This window comes from Roseateles oligotrophus, assembly GCF_025717515.1.
In the GTDB taxonomy this organism is placed as follows: Bacteria; Pseudomonadota; Gammaproteobacteria; order Burkholderiales; family Burkholderiaceae_C; genus Paucibacter_A; species Paucibacter_A oligotrophus.
The window spans coordinates 1-16,436 of the sequence record NZ_JAJIRN010000004.1 but is presented as its reverse complement, the minus strand read 5'-3'; the positions used below and the strand labels follow the sequence as shown (position 1 = coordinate 16,436).

14 protein-coding genes and 1 pseudogene are annotated in these 16,436 nt (G+C 53.1%); 14 read left to right on the top strand and 1 reads right to left on the bottom strand.

Annotated elements, in window-relative coordinates; genetic code table 11:
* The first annotated feature begins 4 nt into the window (after positions 1-4).
* The 13 genes from LNV07_RS09155 (at position 5) to LNV07_RS09095 (ending at position 15,789) form a co-directional block, all read left to right on the top strand.
* Positions 5-742 carry a class I SAM-dependent methyltransferase gene (locus tag LNV07_RS09155; protein ID WP_263570865.1) on the top strand — a complete coding sequence of 246 codons (738 nt, stop codon included), beginning with the start codon at positions 5-7 and terminating at the stop codon, positions 740-742.
* 37 nt (positions 743-779) lie between these two features.
* Complete coding sequence (locus LNV07_RS09150) at positions 780-1,976, top strand: O-antigen ligase family protein (RefSeq protein ID WP_263570864.1); 1,197 nt, start codon at positions 780-782, stop codon at positions 1,974-1,976.
* A gap of 26 nt (positions 1,977-2,002) precedes the next feature.
* Positions 2,003-3,130: a glycosyltransferase family protein gene (locus LNV07_RS09145; protein ID WP_263570863.1), complete on the top strand. Its 1,128-nt coding sequence runs from the start codon at positions 2,003-2,005 to the stop codon at positions 3,128-3,130.
* Positions 3,127-4,296, top strand: coding sequence for a glycosyltransferase family protein (locus tag LNV07_RS09140; RefSeq protein ID WP_263570862.1), 1,170 nt, complete (start codon positions 3,127-3,129; stop codon positions 4,294-4,296). The genes LNV07_RS09145 and LNV07_RS09140 overlap by 4 nt, the downstream gene beginning before the upstream one ends.
* Positions 4,281-5,468 (top strand): glycosyltransferase family 4 protein, encoded by a 1,188-nt coding sequence (locus tag LNV07_RS09135; RefSeq protein ID WP_263570861.1) that lies wholly within the window; start codon positions 4,281-4,283, stop codon positions 5,466-5,468. The genes LNV07_RS09140 and LNV07_RS09135 overlap by 16 nt, the downstream gene beginning before the upstream one ends.
* Positions 5,469-6,297: 829 nt before the next feature.
* A complete protein-coding gene (locus LNV07_RS09130) occupies positions 6,298-7,332 on the top strand; it encodes a polysaccharide biosynthesis protein (protein ID WP_263570860.1) in 1,035 nt (344 codons plus the stop codon).
* A gap of 1 nt (position 7,333) precedes the next feature.
* Entirely contained in the window at positions 7,334-8,449 is a 1,116-nt protein-coding gene (wbjC, locus tag LNV07_RS09125) for a UDP-2-acetamido-2,6-beta-L-arabino-hexul-4-ose reductase (RefSeq protein WP_263570859.1), read from the top strand.
* Positions 8,446-9,576: a non-hydrolyzing UDP-N-acetylglucosamine 2-epimerase gene (gene wecB, locus LNV07_RS09120; RefSeq protein ID WP_263570858.1), complete on the top strand. Its 1,131-nt coding sequence runs from the start codon at positions 8,446-8,448 to the stop codon at positions 9,574-9,576. Before wbjC ends, wecB begins: the two co-directional genes overlap by 4 nt.
* A gap of 24 nt (positions 9,577-9,600) precedes the next feature.
* Entirely contained in the window at positions 9,601-10,815 is a 1,215-nt protein-coding gene (locus tag LNV07_RS09115) for a glycosyltransferase family 4 protein (RefSeq protein WP_263570857.1), read from the top strand.
* 52 nt (positions 10,816-10,867) lie between these two features.
* Positions 10,868-11,464 carry a sugar transferase gene (locus LNV07_RS09110; RefSeq protein WP_263570856.1) on the top strand — a complete coding sequence of 199 codons (597 nt, stop codon included), beginning with the start codon at positions 10,868-10,870 and terminating at the stop codon, positions 11,462-11,464.
* Positions 11,465-11,548: 84 nt separating this feature from the next.
* A complete protein-coding gene (locus tag LNV07_RS09105) occupies positions 11,549-12,208 on the top strand; it encodes an acetyltransferase (protein ID WP_263570855.1) in 660 nt (219 codons plus the stop codon).
* 436 nt (positions 12,209-12,644) lie between these two features.
* On the top strand, positions 12,645-13,817 hold the full coding sequence (locus tag LNV07_RS09100; protein ID WP_397545553.1) for a DegT/DnrJ/EryC1/StrS family aminotransferase: 1,173 nt from the start codon (positions 12,645-12,647) through the stop codon (positions 13,815-13,817).
* Positions 13,818-13,914: 97 nt separating this feature from the next.
* On the top strand, positions 13,915-15,789 hold the full coding sequence (locus LNV07_RS09095; RefSeq protein WP_263570853.1) for a polysaccharide biosynthesis protein: 1,875 nt from the start codon (positions 13,915-13,917) through the stop codon (positions 15,787-15,789).
* 83 nt (positions 15,790-15,872) lie between these two features.
* Here LNV07_RS09095 and tnpB read toward each other — a convergent pair whose 3' ends face one another.
* Entirely contained in the window at positions 15,873-16,199 is a 327-nt protein-coding gene (tnpB, locus tag LNV07_RS09090; RefSeq protein WP_263570852.1) for an IS66 family insertion sequence element accessory protein TnpB, read from the bottom strand.
* Between the two features lie 114 nt (positions 16,200-16,313).
* Here tnpB and LNV07_RS09085 point away from each other — a divergent pair.
* Positions 16,314-16,436, top strand: a pseudogene (locus tag LNV07_RS09085) (IS66 family transposase); the annotation flags it as partial.

Sequence of the window (16,436 nt, the reverse complement as noted above, 5' to 3'; positions counted from 1 at the left end):
AGATATGAGAGAAACATCGCCTTTGTTGAAGCGTTCAATAAGGAATTTTTTCAAGTTTTTTGGGTTAAAGGTTTCCCGCATCGCTAGCCCCAAGCCGCTCGCCGCGAAGTACTTCAACACAGGAGAATTGTCGCCGCACGAAGAAAATTCGGTCACTCTGTATGATTCATTTTATAAAGACACATCGGCAGTCGAAGACTACTACAGCCCGGAACGAGTCTCGTTTTACGAGGGTGTTGTCCGTTATCTTAAGGAGCAGGGGCTTACTCTAAACGGCAAAGATGTAGCCGATGTCGGCTGTGGTGTAGGGTATCTGCTCAGTGAAATACGGAAGAACTTCAAGCCCGGTTCGCTCCATGGCTATGACTTTTCCGCCCAAGCTATCGAGTACTCGCGCAAGAAGTTCTGCGGCTCGTCCTTCACCATTCACGATATCTATCACACAGTACCAAGTACTTTCGATGTGGTTTTCTGTACGGAGGTGCTTGAGCACTTGGAGTTTCCTCACAAGGCGCTTGCGCAGTTGGAGGCCGCGACGCGTTCGGGCGGTATTTTGATCTTGACGGTTCCAAATGGACGGGTGGATAGCCTTATCGAACATATCAATTTTTGGAGTCCTGAGAGCTGGAAAGCGTTCCTGCAGCGTGAATGCCCGACTCTTCAGCTCTTGCATGTCTCTACGTTGTTTGAAGGGAATGTGAATATTGCTGTCCTGCGTCGCGGGGATGTGGCGGCCTCCTAGAAACGAAACCTTGGCTCGATGACTTTGGACTCAACCTATGCATGATTGCCCTCGGCGAGAGAAGAAACATCTGACGACAGCGCTGGCAGTCCTTGTGTTTATCGATTTGTTGTTTCTTCCGCGATTGCTATTCGCTTTTGGTATCCCGATTTCTTTACTGATCATCATTGGTAGTCTCGTTCGGGAGCGGTTAAGGTGGCGCGGCGTGATTTGCTGGAGCGCTCTGAGCGCAACAATGTTTTTTTGCGTGACCTACGGCACCATATTTGACAGCATTTTTATGCCAAACGAGAGCCTCAAACGAGTATTCCAGCTCTTAACCATTCTTCTATTCTTTTTCTACCGCGTAGATTTACCTATGATTAGACCTAAGCTCGTGAAGGTGCTTCGGGCCTTTTATATATGGGTTTTTTTCGCAATGCTTTTGTTTTTTTGGGATTCCGGGCTTTACACAAAAATAGCTACCTTCATCTACCCCGAAATGCAGAATCAATTGGAGGATGCCATATCTACTCTTCGGTTCGCGTACTGTTTCTCCGACCCGAACACGGCTGGCTTCTTCTTATGCTTCACTCTCGTTGCCTACCTGTCGATAGAGCGCAACATCAGGTGGACTTTTTTTTGCGCGACGCTCGCGACGATCACTGTTGTGGCAACGCAGTCGCGAGGTGCTTTCCTCGCCTTGCTTTTAATTTTCTCTTTTTTGATGTACGGGTCTCCCGCACCACAGGGTAAGAAAGTTCGCATAATTTTGTTCATTGGCCTCTTTGTTGGGTTGCTCGCCATCCTTTTCAGCGAGGAGATTTCTGCAGCCTACGCTGTTTTCGAAGGCCGCTTCGAGCAGGAGGATGAACTGGGCGGCGGTCGCGCTGGCAAGTACGCATATTTTCTGCAAAATCTGAATCTCCTGCCCTTTGGGTCGGGCTACCACTTGCAACGTGCGGGATCGGAGTTTCGGCCGCACTCAGACCTTATTCGCCTTAACCTTGCATACGGCGTATTCGCTCTGCCGATGATTTTGTATTTCGTATACCCTCGTCGGCGGACACAGGTGCTGCTATTCGGAGTATTCCTGATTCCATTTTTAATAAATACAGTAATAGACGACTATCGTCTGTTTCCGATGTACTTGTTGCTTTTTACGTTGCTTGGACAGATTGATACGGCTCGGACCAAAACCAGCCAAAGAAACTCCTTGAACACTTACCCAATGGCTCGAAAGTTGACTTCGTGAACAGGTCCAATGTTGCTAGGCAAACCGTGCTCTTGCTGACTGTTAGTCCGTGGGACGAACCAAAACGGCTACGCAGGCAGCTTGCTGAGGTGTTGTCCCAAGACTCTGACATCGTCTATGTGACGCTGCCGTTTGGTTTACGCAAGCCAGCATGCAATACTGACCGAATGGATGGCAGTATTCGGGTCATAAGCTTGGCCGGCCCCCCAGTGCCTTTGCGCCTATTTTTACGGTTCCCCGCGCTCCGGTTGGCTTACGAGCGGATACTGGCGTGGCAACTGGGCCGGCGATTGGTCGACACGGCGAATATCAGCGCAGTGTTCTGTTTTACATCAAACTATCCAACTCTACTTGCTCGTTTCCAACATGTTCCGGTAATCTATGTAGCTAATGATGATCACGCATCAATGGCAGGGAGTCTATTTGCCAGAAAAATCATTTTGCGCGACCAGGCCCGCGCAATAGCTTTGTGCGACCGTGTCGTCAGTGTTTCTGAAGTCATTGCGCGAAAGCTCTCGCAACACGGCAAGCCGGTACACGTCATGTATCCTGGCCACAACTGCGAGGTATTGCCGCTTGATCACTTCTCAAATAGCGAGAGGTTAGAGCGTTCGGTGTGCTTCTTTGGCTACATTGATTGGCGAATTGATTTTGACTTACTGACTTTCTTACTCAACAACGGTTGGTATGTGGCCCTGATCGGGCCTGTAATCGGAACGGCGCATCTGATCGCAGGGCTGCAAGAGCGTTTTCCAGAGCGATTTGATGTCCTGCCTGCAGTAGCTGCAGAGCAGGCAGTCGATTTGCTCGCTCGCTACGAAGTGCTCATTGTTCCGTATCACTACCGCACTGCAGAGCAAGCGGCGGTGATGGAGTTGCCTAACAAAATGTTCGTCTATTTCAGCGCTTTGCGACCTGTCGTCACGACGTGGATGCCAAACCTGAAGCTGGTCGAATCTGGTTTGATTTATCGTGCCGCCACGCACGATGAATTTCTCTCTTTGTGCCTGCGGGCAATTGAGGAGGACTCGGCTGCCTATGCTGCTCGCCGACGGCGTGTCTCCCAAGAAAACACTTGGGAGACACGCCGCTCGACCCTTAGGGCGCTTATCGAAGGCGCAGATTCCCCTTTGCTGCCTGAGGTCGTATCATGAAAATCGTATTTGTTGGGCATTTCGCGCCTTTATCTCAGGAACTCGAGCAGGCCAGTTCAGTTGCTGGCAACCAGGTTCAGCGACAAATTTTCCAAGATATCCGCCAGCAGTGCGGCGTTGAACAGGCCGCCTGTTTTGTCATGACACCTCAGGCATTTTGGCCGCGTGGCGCATTCATCGCTCCGTCTCGGACCGAGGGAGCTATCGAATTTATCGGATACCTGAACTTGCCCGTACTTAAACACTTGATATTCGCACTGAGGCTACTAATGCGTCTGTTGGTGGTTCGGCCTCAGTTATGTCTGCAGTACAACTCCTATGTCTTTGAAAATATCGCGCTTCTGCTCTTTCGTTTGTGTCGCCGTGGCAGTGCATTGGCAATTTTTATCCAGGACATACACATAGAGAGCGGGAAGGCGCAACTGTCTAAAAGTGGGCTCCGGGCACTCGCAGAGCGTACTTCGCTGGTCCTCTCCAAACGCTTTGACATGATAGTGCCGATCAGTTCGGCAATCATTGACGACTTTAACTTCTTGCCCAGAAAGTGCTTTGTCTTCCAGGGCGGAATTACCGATTTTGCAGATCAAATGATGAAAGGCTCAGAACAGAGGTTGGAGGAAGTCGGCGTATTTGCTGGAGCTCTTGAACCCCACAACGGCATTGATATTTTGGTAGACCAATGGGTGGCTTGTGGCATAAAGCAAAAATTGCATGTTTTTGGTCGAGGGTCTCTTGAGCGACACGTTCGACAGGTCGCGATGCAGTCTGAGAGCATTGTTTTCCATGGATTTCAACCCGAACGAGTCGTATTGGCTTGGCAGTTAAGGGCGAGTTGGAACTTTTGCTTGCGGTATAGTTTGGGGCTCAACGAGGCCTATTTCTTTCCGTCTAAGCTATTTAACATCCTTTGTGCGCCTGGCTCAGTTGTGGTGAATGACTTTCATGCAATACCTGAGGATTTGCGTGCGCATTTATGTGTTGTTGCGGACGATCTTTCTGATTTGAAATCAATTTTGACCGCAGCTGTCGAAATGATCAGTCCCGATCGTATTCGAAACCTCCACGAACTTATGCGGTCCAGCCATAGTTGGAGTTCGTGCATTCGTAAAGTTATTCATACTTTACGACCAGACTTAAGTGAGGAAATCCGGTGCCCCAATCAGTGAAGCCAATTGTATTGGTTTTTGCGGCGTTTTATGTGCCCGGTTACCGTGGTGGCGGGCCTATTCGAAGCATCGAAAATATGGTGGCCCGTCTGTCAGATGAGTTTGAGTTTCTAATCGTCAGTTCGGATCGGGATCTCGATGACAAACGGTCTTACGAGAATGTCAATGTTGATTCATGGAACGAGATTGGTCCTTCAAAGGTTTTCTATGCGAGTCCCTCAGTGGGTTCGTTCCTGAATTTAATAAGACTGCTTCGCGAAATAAAGTATGATATTTTGTATTTGAATAGTTTTTTTGGTGTGAAATTTTCAATTTTACCTTTATTTATTTTGTGGCTAAGGTTGGCGGCGAGAAAGCCCGTCGTTTTGGCTCCGCGCGGGGAGTTTTCGTCTGGTGCGCTTAAGCTGAAGTCATGGAAGAAATCTGTTTATATAAAATTGGCGCGGCATTTTGGCATTTATCGCGATGTAATTTGGCATGCATCCACTGATTTCGAGTCTGTCGATATAAAAAGGACGTTTGAAGTTGAGGCGGGAAGTATCGTTCAGGCTTCCAATATGTTGGTTGCCGCCGACCTCTTAAGTAGTGGGCTATTAAATGGTGGTATTTCTAGCGCTTGCGGTGGGAGAGGTGCAGGGTGTTTAAGTGTTTGCTTCCTTTCGCGCTTGTCGCCGAAGAAGAATTTGGGTTTTGCATTGAATATATTGGCTCACGTCAGCGTACCGATGCGTTTCACCATCTATGGCCCGCTGGAAGATCCAGACTATTGGCGATTGTGTAAAAATCTTATCGATGAACTGCCAAAGCACATTACAGTTACTTATGCTGGTAGTGTTCCTCATGAACAGGTTGTTACTACTTTGGCAAAACACGATGTTTTTTTCTTGCCGACACTCGGTGAGAATTTTGGCCATGTTTTTTTGGAGGCTTGGGCAGCCGGCGTCCCAGTGCTCGTCAGCGATCAGACGCCGTGGCGCGATTTGGAGCGGCGAAAGTTGGGCTGGGACATATCTCTCGATGTGCCGGCGGATTTCGTCCAGGCGCTAGAGGAGGCCGCGTTGTTTGATGATGTGAAGTGGGCGCATTTGCGGCAGGAGTGCCAAAAATTTGCAAATTCCCAAACTCAAGATGTTGATGCGTTGGCGGCGAATAGGGCCCTTTTTCGGCGGTAATCGATGATGCCGTGGTTGCTTTTCAGGGCGTTGGACCAAACTAGAGCGTCTGTAGTTGAAAGGCATCGACTGCATAGATCGGTCTTGCGGTTCAATGTTTTGGGTAGCAAAGCGCTAGATTTTCTTTGAAGTCTTAGATACTCGCTCTTGAAAGTAGTTGATCGGTATCCCGCTATACATTCAGTTTATATTAAATTAATAGTTTACAGTATTTCACAACAAAGCCCCGCCATTCTAGGCCCGAGGCCTTAGCAGGTTGCTAAAATGCAGTGTGAGGCACCTTGCCCGGAAAATACTGACCCCGTAGAACAAGCTGTAAGCAATTTTTTGATGCAGGCAAGGGGGGGGAGGGGCTCAGGGACCGAAAAATAGACCTTGAAAACAGTATTTATGCAGCCTGGCATGGCAACATTTGTATATATTTTCGATTGAGATATTGGGGGGTGAAAATTTGAAAAGTGTTTCCGATATCTCTACGAAGAATAGATTTCGGTACCCCATTGTATTTCCACTGTTATTGCAATGGACCGGTGCTGTTGATATTATGATATATTCTGGCGCTCACGATCTCCGGGCGAGTCGCATAGAGATTGACTTTGGTCGCTACTTGCGCCCACCTCTAGAAGTGCGGCGGACCGTCCTCTGCGGGCTGGCTTGCTGATGGCATAGCGGTGCTTGGCGTGTTCGGGGTATCGAGTCCGCGGTTGGCAGTGTTTCGTATTCAAATGGAAATATCGAGTTTTCCTGATTAACTACCTCTCTCCGCAGCAGAAGGACGATTTTTTCTGCGCTGCGCTACTACACACATACACAATGCCGAATTCGCACTATGTTCAAAGATAAGACTCTCCTGATCACCGGCGGGACTGGCAGCTTCGGCAATGCCGTGCTGCGCCGCTTTCTTGATTCCGACTTGGGTGAAATCCGTATTTTCAGTCGCGATGAAAAAAAGCAAGACGATATGCGCAAGCGATATGGCAGCCCCAAGCTGAAGTTCTATATCGGCGACGTGCGTGACATCCGCAGCGTCGCTGCAGCCATGCGCGGCGTTGACTACTGCTTTCATGCCGCCGCGCTGAAGCAAGTGCCTTCATGTGAGTTCCATCCGATGGAGGCCGTGCGCACCAATGTGCTGGGAACAGAAAACGTGTTGGAGGCCGCCGTAACGGCTGGCGTGAAGCGCGTGGTCTGCCTCAGCACCGACAAAGCGGTGTATCCCATCAATGCGATGGGAATTTCCAAGGCCATGATGGAGAAGGTCATGGTCGCGGCTTCGCGCAATCTTGAGGGCACGGGAACCGTGATTTGTGGAACGCGCTATGGCAATGTGATGGCCTCGCGTGGTTCGGTCATCCCGCTGTTCGTCGAGCAAATTTTGGCGGGCAAGCCGATCACCATCACCGATCCAGCCATGACCCGCTTCATGATGACGCTGGATGACGCCGTGGAGTTGGTGCTTTATGCATTTGAGCATGGCCGCAACGGCGATATCTTTGTGCAGAAGGCACCTGCAGCAACGGTTCAGGTGCTGACTCACGCCATTCTGGGTTTGATGAATCGCAAGGGTCATGAAGTTCGCGTCATTGGCACGCGTCATGGTGAAAAGCTCTATGAAGCGCTGCTCAGCCGCGAAGAGCGCGCTGCGGCGGAGGATATGGGTGCTTACTTCCGCGTGTCGCCGGACGGCCGCGACCTCAACTATGGCAAGTTTGTCGAGCAGGGTGAGATCAACATCAGTGCCAGCGAAGACTACAACTCTCACAACACGGAGCGTCTTGATGGCCCTGCCATGCAGACCTTGTTGCTGAAGCTGGACTACATGCGGCGCATCGCCAACGGCGAAGTCGTTCACGCGGAGGACTGATATGCGCATCGCAATCACCGGAGCTCGCGGCTTCATCGGCAGCAATTTGCAGGTTCGGCTGCAGGAAATGGCGTTCACAGATCAAGTGTTGATCCCGCACGATATTCAGCCCGAAGGTTTGCGCGCCCTTTTGAACGGCGTCGATTTCGTCTTCCATCTGGCCGGAGTAAATCGTCCTAAAGAAGCCTCAGAGTTCGATCAGGGCAATCATTCATTCACCCGCATGCTTTGCGAGGCGATGACCAGCCTAGAGCGCAAACCCCGCGTGGCTTACTCCTCGTCAACACAGGCACTGTATGGCAACCCCTACGGCCTGAGCAAGCGCCAAGCCGAGGATGCTTTGTTTGCTTATGGGCAAAGTTACGGCGTCGGCGTCTACCTGTTTCGCTTGACCAATGTATTTGGCAAGTGGTCCCGCCCGAACTACAACTCCGCCGTTGCGACCTTTTGCCACAACATCGCACGCGGACTCCCTATCACCATCAATGATCCCAACGCACCCTTGCGCTTGGTCTATGTCGACGATGTGCTGAGCCATTTCTGCGCATTGCTCGGGGATGCCAACGCGCCTTCAGGCCTGTGCCACGCAGGCCCCGAATACGAAACCACGGTCGGCGAACTGGGCGCCCAAATCCAGGCCTTCCGCGACAGCCGCGACAGCATGGTCAGCGAGCGCGTGGGCACCGGTTTGACACGCGCGCTCTACTCGACCTATGTCAGCTTCTTGCCAGTTGAGGCCTTCGACTACCAGGTGGCTCGCTACGAAGATCCGCGCGGCGTATTCGTTGAAATGCTGAAGACGCCCGATTGCGGGCAGTTCTCCTATTTCACCGCGCACCCTGGCATTACTCGCGGCGAGCATTACCACCACAGCAAGACCGAGAAGTTCCTGGTCATCAAAGGCAAGGCACATTTCGGCTTTCGGCACATCGTCAGCAACGAAACCCATGAGATCGTCACGCAGGGTGGCGAGGGCCGCATCGTCGAGACAGTGCCGGGCTGGACGCACAACATCACCAATATTGGCGACGACGAGATGATCGTCATGCTGTGGGCAAACGAGATTTTCGACCGCCAGCAGCCCGACACCGTCGCCCAAAAAGTTAGCCAAGCATGAAGAAGCTAAAAGTCGTCACCGTCGTCGGCACCCGCCCCGAGATCATCCGCTTGTCACGCGTACTGGCCCGTTTGGATGAACATTGCGACCATGTGCTGGTGCACACCGGCCAGAACTATGACTACGAGCTCAACCAGGTTTTCTTTGACGACCTGGGGGTGCGCAAGCCCGACTACTTCCTCAACAGTGCCGGCGGCAATGCGGCCCAAACCATTGGCAACTTGATCATTGCGGTAGACAAGGCCCTGGAAGAAACCCAGCCTGAAGCCATGCTGGTGCTCGGCGACACCAACAGCTGCTTGGCCGTGATTCCCGCCAAGCGCCGCAAGATCCCTATCTTCCACATGGAAGCCGGCAATCGCTGCTTTGATCAACGCGTGCCTGAGGAGACCAACCGCCGCATCGTTGATCACACTGCCGACATCAACCTCACTTACAGCGATATCGCCCGCGAGTATCTGTTGCGTGAAGGACTGCCGCCTGATCAGGTGATCAAAACTGGCAGTCCGATGTTTGAGGTGTTAAGTCACTATCGGCCCCAGATCGAGACCTCAGATGCGCTGCAGCGTCTGGGTTTGGAAGCAAATCGTTATTTCGTCATCAGTGCTCACCGCGAGGAGAACATTGATTCTGATGCGAATTTCGCAAAATTGTGCGAAGTGCTCAATGCGTTGGCGGAGGACCATGGTCTGCCGGTCATCGTGTCAACTCATCCGCGCACCCAGAAAAGAATCACCGCCAAGGGTGTGAGTTTTCATCCCCAAGTTCGCTTGTTAAAGCCACTCGGGTTCCATGATTATGTGAATCTGCAGATGCGCGCCTGTGCTGTGCTGTCGGATAGCGGCACTATTACTGAAGAATCGTCTATTTTGAACTTTCCAGCGCTCAATTTGCGCGAGGCACATGAACGTCCGGAGGGTATGGAGGAGGGGTCGGTCATGATGGTGGGACTAAATGTTGAGCGAATCCGCCAGGCCTTAGAGATTTTAAAAAATCAGTCGCGAGGCGAGAAAAGATGTATTCGCCAAGTGCAAGATTATAGTGTGCCGAATGTTTCTGACAAAGTACTTCGCGTGATTCATAGTTATACGGATTACGTCAATCGCGTAGTTTGGAGAAGGTACTAAGGTATGCCGATACGGATACTTCTGTTGACGCAGTGGTTTGATCCAGAGCCGACATTCAAAGGCCTGGTGTTTGCTCGTGAGTTGGTTCGGCAGGGCTTTGATGTTGAAGTGGTAACTGGGTTTCCTAACTACCCAGGCGGGAAAATTTATCCGGGTTATCGGGTTAGTATGTTGCGGCGAGAAATTGTCGATGGCATACAGGTGACGCGCGTGCCGTTGTACCCAAATCACGGCCCTTCGGCGCTTAAAAGAGTAGTGAATTACGTCAGCTTTTCTTTTTCCGCGTTGCTCTATGGCTTGTTTATGGCAAAACGACCGGATGTTATTTATGCCTATCATCCACCTTTAACTGTGGGTGTTGTTGCTAGTTTGGTGCGGTTTTTTCGCGGCGTCCCGGTTGTGTATGATATTCAGGATATGTGGCCCGACACCTTGCGTTCTACAGGCATGGTTAGCAGCGCGCGCGCATTGAACGTTGTCCAGTTGGTTTGCAAGTGGGTCTATCGGCGAGTGGATCATATTGTAGTTTTGTCCCCAGGGTTTAAAACTCTGTTAGAGCAGCGTGGAGTCAGTTCTTCCAAGGTGGATGTGATTTACAACTGGGCCGATGAGACAGCCTTGTCCGCTCCAAAAGGAAATATCCCTAGCAACTTTCCTGGAAATGAGCGTTTTCGAATTGTTTTTGCTGGGAATATGGGGCGGGCGCAGGCGCTCGACTCTGTTTTGGATGCTGCTGCTTTGTTACAGGCTCGTCAGTCGCGTGTGACTTTTGTTATGTTGGGTGGCGGGGTTGATGTGGAGAGGCTTGAATTTAAAGCCAAAGAGTTATCTCTGCGAAATATTGTTTTCTTCCCTCCTGTGCCAATGGCTGAAGTTGGCGTTTTTTTGGAGGCATCAGATGTGTTGCTTGTACATTTGCGTAAAGATCCGCTGTTCGAAGTCACCATCCCCTCTAAGACTCAAGCCTATATGGCGGTAAGTAAGCCATTATTAATGGCAGTTGAGGGGGATGCTGCAGAGCTAGTGACCAGGGCGGACTGCGGGCTAGTGGTCGAGTCAGAAAATGCCGAAGCATTGGCATCTGCTGCGGACCGGTTTGCGTCGATGCCTTTGGATGATTTGGAGGAAATGGGTGGTCGAGGCAAGAGTTATTACTCAAATAACCTAGCCTTGCAGGTTGGTGTGGCTAAATTCGGAACGATATTTGCGCGTTTGGCCGCCGGGAATAGTTCGTGTTAGTCTGGGGTTTTTGGCTGCCAATTTGTATCGAAATTTTGCTAGCTAGCTAAATATGAAGCGAATTCTTGATTGTTTTTTGGCCACCCTTGCGCTGCTGCTACTTTGCTTGCCCCTGCTTTTTTTGATGTGGCAGATTCGGCGCAAGCTCGGTAGCCCGGTCTTCTTTCGGCAAGCCCGCCCAGGGCGATTCGGCCAGCCCTTCGAGATGTTCAAATTCCGAACCATGACAGACGAACGTGGGCCGGATGGGCGGTTATTGGCCGACGGCGTACGCCTCACTGCCTATGGTCGTTTTCTGCGCGCCACCAGCCTGGATGAACTTCCTGAATTGTGGAATGTGCTCAAAGGCGACATGAGTTTTGTGGGTCCGCGGCCACTCTTGATGGAGTATTTGCCCTTGTACTCAGCCGAGCAGGCTCGCCGGCACGAGGTTCGCCCTGGCATCACCGGCTGGGCTCAGGTGAACGGGCGTAATGCCATCAGCTGGGAGAGAAAGTTTGAACTCGACGTGTGGTATGTCGACAACCGGTCGTTTTGCTTGGATGTCAGAATACTTTTGCTGACGTTTCAGCGGGTGTTGCGCCGAGACGGTATCTCTGCACCGGGTGTCGAGACCGCCAATCCATTCACTGGCTCCAGTACAAGGTGAGTCGCCTCGTTGTCATGGGTGCACGCGGCTGCGGGTGGTAGCTGACTTAGTTGCATCGATTAGCGAGTTTACAGAGAGTAAATTATGAAGCGATTTGCCATCTTTGGAGCCAGCGGGTTTGGTCGTGAAGTATTACCCCTTATGCGCCAGCAGCTACACCAAACCATGGAGCAGCCTTGGGACTTGGTTTTTGTTGACGACAACCCGCCCGCCTCTCAGATGAATGGTCATCGCGTACTTAGCTATGCTGAGTGGCTTAGTGAATCGGCGGTTTCTCATCATGTTTGTCTGGCAATTGCCAATAGCTCTATTCGAGAAGTACTGGCTGCGCGTTGCTTGAATGATAAAGTCGAGTTTTTTTCTGTGCGGGCGCTCAACGTGGTGGTAATGGATGAGGTGGCGATTGGCCCTGGAGAAGTATTAAGCCCGTTTGTGACCTTGACCAGTAATATAAAAGTAGGCCGACAGTTTCATGCCAATATTTACAGTTACGTAGCGCATGACTGTGTAATTGGCGATTTCGTAACCTTTGCCCCGGGCGTGAAGTGCAATGGTAACGTTGTGATCGAAGACCATGCATACATAGGGACAGGCGCTATTTTGCGGCAAGGGAAGCCCGGCCAACCTTTAGTTATAGGGCGTGGCGCTGTAGTCGGAATGGGGGCTGTTGTTACAAAAAACGTCGCACCTGGCGCAACCGTTGTGGGTAATCCGGCTCGGCCTATGCAACTCGACAACAAATAGCCGTTTTCGGAGTCTGGCAAGATGCCATCATTAGCCCCTCAGCGAAGATCGGCGTAGGTACGGTTGTGTGTGCTGGAGCGGTGCTCAATCCGGACTGTAGACTTGGCGACGCTGTGATTGTGAATACAAGGGCGGTGGTTGAACATGACTGCGAAATCTCCGATGGTGCGCATGTTTGCCCGGGGGCTTTGTTGGGTGGCGCGGTCAAAGTCGGTGCGGCAGCCTGGATCGGTATCGGAGCGACCATCTTGCCTCTTTGTATGATAGGGGCCGCTGCCACTGTCGGCGCAGGCGCGGTAGTCATTCGCAACGTTGACTCTGGGATCACCGTGGTTGGCGTACCAGCCAAAAAAATGAACAAACTATGCTGAATAAAGTAGCTGTTTTTCGGAATTCGGACTTGGCGGCGCCCAAACAAAATCTGCCGCCGGCGGGGATGGCCACCGCATCCGAGCATTGGCCATTTTTTGCAGAGGACGAGGTTGCCAAGGTGGCCGAGGTCATGCGCAGTGGACGGGTCAACTATTGGACGGGCGGGGAGGGTCGAGCGTTTGAACAGGAGTATGCGGCGGCCACTCAACGGCGGCATGGCATCGCCGTGGCCAATGGCACGCTCGCGCTTGAATTGGCTCTGTACGCTTTTGGTATCGGCACCGGCGACGATGTGCTGACGCCCGCTCGAACCTATATTGCGTCGGCAGGCTGCTCGGTGTTGCGCGGTGCCAGGCCGGTGATCGCCGATGTGGACCGTGATAGTCAGGTCGTCACCGCTGCGACCTTGCGCGCAGCTTTGACGCCGGCCACGCGGGCCATCATGGTCGTGCATCTGGCGGGTTGGCCCTGCCCGATGGACGAGATCATGGCGCTGGCGCAGGAGCATGGCTTGGTCGTCATCGAAGATTGCGCGCAGGCCCATGGTGCAACTTGGAAAGGCCGTCCGGTCGGATCATTTGGACATGCGGCCGCATTCAGCTTTTGCCAAGACAAGATCATCACGACCTGTGGCGAAGGGGGCATGCTGGTCTTGGATGACGAAGCAGCTTGGCAACGCGCGTGGTCTTACAAGGACATTGGCCGAAGTTTCGATGCTGTTTTCAACCGCCAGCATCCGCCGGGCTTTCGTTGGTTGAGTGAGTCTTTTGGCAGTAATTTCCGCATGACTGAGATGCAGGCGGCCGTTGGCCGTATGCAACTGGCCAAGCTGCCAGCGTGGTCCGCCCGTAGGCGGTATCTGGCCGAGACCCTTGAGGCGGGACTGCGTGGGTTGCCGGGCTTGCGCGTACCGACCGTGGCAGAAGGCGTGGGCCATGCCAATTACAGGTGCTATGCCTTTGTTCGCCCTGAGTGTTTGGCGCCGGGTTGGAGTCGGGATCGCATCAATGCGGAGGTCAACGCTGCGGGGGTGACGTGTTCGGTAGGCTCTTGCAGTGAAATCTATCTTGAAAAAGCCTTCGTGGATCGAGGCTGGGGCCCGTCGGCGCGGCTGCCCGTGGCGCGTGAGCTCGGTGAGACGAGTCTTGCTTTTTTGGTTCACCCAAGCCTTTCGGATCAGTCGATCCAACGGGCAATCGATGTCGTGCGTACAGTGATCTTCAATGCTAGCCACTGAATCAAAGCTCACTCCGCCCGAGCGCCAAGCCCCGGGGCTAGGTCGGCGGCTGGTTACAGAGCTGGTCTCACTGCATCCAAACACCAAGATGTGGGTGATGATTGGCGCAGATGCCTTGTTCTTGCCCTTGTGCATGATCGCAGCCGTGGTGCTTCGTTACGGTTCCGTGGAGCCGGCACTCGATAAAGCTCTGGGCGCTCAAATTGTTTTCGCACTGCTGAGCTTGCCGGTGCTCGGTGCGGCAGGCTTGTACCGCTCGGTGGTGCGCTACATGGACCTGCTGGTGGTGTGGGTCAGCTGCCTTTCCTTGGCGATCGTGGTTGTGTTGGTCTTTACCTTGGCGAATGTGCTGGACTATCGCGCCGTGCCTCGGTCTTCGGTATTGATCTTTTGGTTCACGGCGTCCCTCTATGTGATCCTGTCGAGGTTTTTCGCCCGGGCTATCTTGCGACAAGCAATGCGTTTCGATGGTCGCCCCAGAATACGAATGGCCATTTATGGGGCCGGCAGTGCCGGTGTGCAGCTCTCATTGAGCATGAAATTCAGCCCGGAGTACAAAGCGGTTTGCTTCTTCGACGACCGAGCCGAGTTGTTTGGCAAGACCGTGGCTGGCATGAAGGTCTACTCTCCCGCAGCCTTCGCCGAAGCGCTGCGACGACTCGATGTGCAGCAGATTGTGGTTGCGATTCCCTCGATGGCCGCTGCCGAACGAAGGCGTTTGATCACCCGCCTAGAAGGCACGGGTTTGCCGGTCAAGATGCTGCCCGGTCTGGTTGACTTGGTATCGGGTCAGGTGCGGGTTTCTGACATCCGCGAAGTTGATGTGATGGATCTGCTTGGGCGTGAGTCCGTGCCGCCGGACCATGGCTTGCTTGCGCGAAACATCGAAGGCAAGTGCGTCTTGGTCACCGGTGCTGGCGGGTCGATTGGCAGTGAGCTTTGCCGACAAATTCTGACGCAAGGCCCCGCGCGCTTGGTGCTGCTCGATCATTCCGAGTATTTGCTCTACAGCATCGATCAAGAACTGCAGCAAATGGCCCAAGCTGAGCAAGTGCAAGCTGTATTGGGCTCGGTGCTTGATGAGGTGTTGCTGAGGGAGACGATACGCAGGCATGGCATTCAGACCGTTTACCATGCTGCGGCCTACAAACATGTGCCGCTGGTCGAAGCCAACTTGCGGGAAGGCTTGCGCAACAACGTCATTGGAACGCTCAATGTGGCGAGGGCTGCCGCCGATGGTGACGTGGAGATGTGTATTTTGATCTCCACCGACAAGGCGGTCAGACCCACCAATGTCATGGGGGCCTCAAAGCGGGCTTCGGAGTTGATCTTTCAAGCGGCCGCGCAACGGGTCGGTGCACGCACTTGTTTTGCGATGGTGCGGTTTGGCAATGTGCTGGGCTCTTCAGGCTCCGTGGTGCCTTTGTTCAGGCGGCAGATTCGGGAAGGTGGCCCCATCACCATCACCCATCCCGACATCATTCGATATTTCATGCTCATTCCCGAGGCCGTTCAGTTAGTGATACAGGCCGGTGCGATGGCCAAAGGTGGTGAGGTGTTTGTGCTCGACATGGGCGAACCCGTGAAAATCATCGATTTGGCTCGCACGATGATTCGCTTGTCCGGCTTGACGGAGAAGACCGCAGATAGGCCGATGGGCGAGATTGAAATTCAGTGCGTTGGATTGCGGCCAGGCGAAAAGCTGTTTGAGGAGTTGCTCATTGGTGAGGGGGCCGCGTTCAGCGAACACCCTCGCATCTTGCGTGCGCATGAGCGTTTCATAGAGCCGATAGCTTTGGACGCTATGTTGAGTGCCCTGCGCTTGGCCAGTGATCGGGGCAGCGCGAGGGCGATGCTGGCGGAACTGCAGCGCATGGTGCCCGAGTACAGCCTTTCAGCTGAGATGACGGCCTTGAACTCTGGCTTTGTGCAGATCCCTGTAGAACTGAACATCACCGGCACCTATGGATAAGCCCTGCCTGCGGCGGTGCTGCCATGACCAAAATGACTTGGTTTTTTTGCAGCGGGCCTTGAAGGTCTTGACCTACTTCCTAACTACAAAACCCTGATAACGCCGGCCTCACCGATGCGCTGCCACGGCAGGCCCAACACCAAGGCATCCAGTTGCGCGCGAGTGAGAGCCAACGTATCGCCTTCCTGCGGCCAAACGAACTTGCCGACGTTCAATCGCCGCGCCGCCAGCCACACCCCGATGCCGTCGTGCACCAGCACCTTCATTCGATTGACGCGGCGGTTGGCGAACAAATAGGCGTGGTGAGGCCGCGCGGGGCCGAAGACATGGACCACCCGCGCCAATGCGGCCTCAGCGCCGCCGCGCATGTCCACGACCGGAATACTCACAGACCGGATGGGCTGATTCAAGATGGGTTGGCCGGACGGATACGGAGCGGCTGCCGACCTTTCCTGTGAAACAGCGTGCAAAACTTTCCAGATTCCCAGGGTAAACAGCGTCCAATAGTTTCCACCCTGGGGTGTGTGGCCATGCTTGACCCCGGTGCTGGCAAAACGCACCGGGCCTATCTGTGGAGCTACTGCACGGGTCAATTCGAGAACCGCTGCATCGTCGTCTACGACTTCGCCGAGAGTCGGGCCGGCAAG